Origin of the sequence: Bacillus cereus group sp. BfR-BA-01524, assembly GCF_022662595.1 — a bacterium.
GTDB lineage: Bacteria > Bacillota > Bacilli > Bacillales > Bacillaceae_G > Bacillus_A > Bacillus_A thuringiensis_S.
On the sequence record NZ_JAKUDW010000387.1, the window covers coordinates 1 to 268 of the forward strand.

Below are 268 nucleotides of genomic sequence, written 5' to 3' on the forward strand. Positions count from 1 at the left end.
ACCATCTGAAAATGAATTTGCGAAATATGCAATTGATATAACGAAGAAAAATGATGATAAAGAAACTGGTGAAGGAAATCCAACAACACCGCCAACAGGTGGTGGAGAAAATCCGACGACACCACCGAAAGGTGATGGAGAAAACCCAACGACACCGCCAACAGGTAATGGAGAAAACCCAACACCACCAACAGAAGAAGGTGATAATGGTAATGAACCAAAGCAAGATGGAAACAATACTGGATCTGGACAAACTACAACAGATGAT

At 41.4% G+C, this 268-nt stretch carries 1 pseudogene; it reads left to right on the forward strand.

Annotation, left to right across the window (positions count from 1 at the left end):
- Positions 1-268 (forward strand): annotated as a pseudogene (locus MR170_RS31585) (bifunctional 2',3'-cyclic-nucleotide 2'-phosphodiesterase/3'-nucleotidase); the annotation flags it as partial.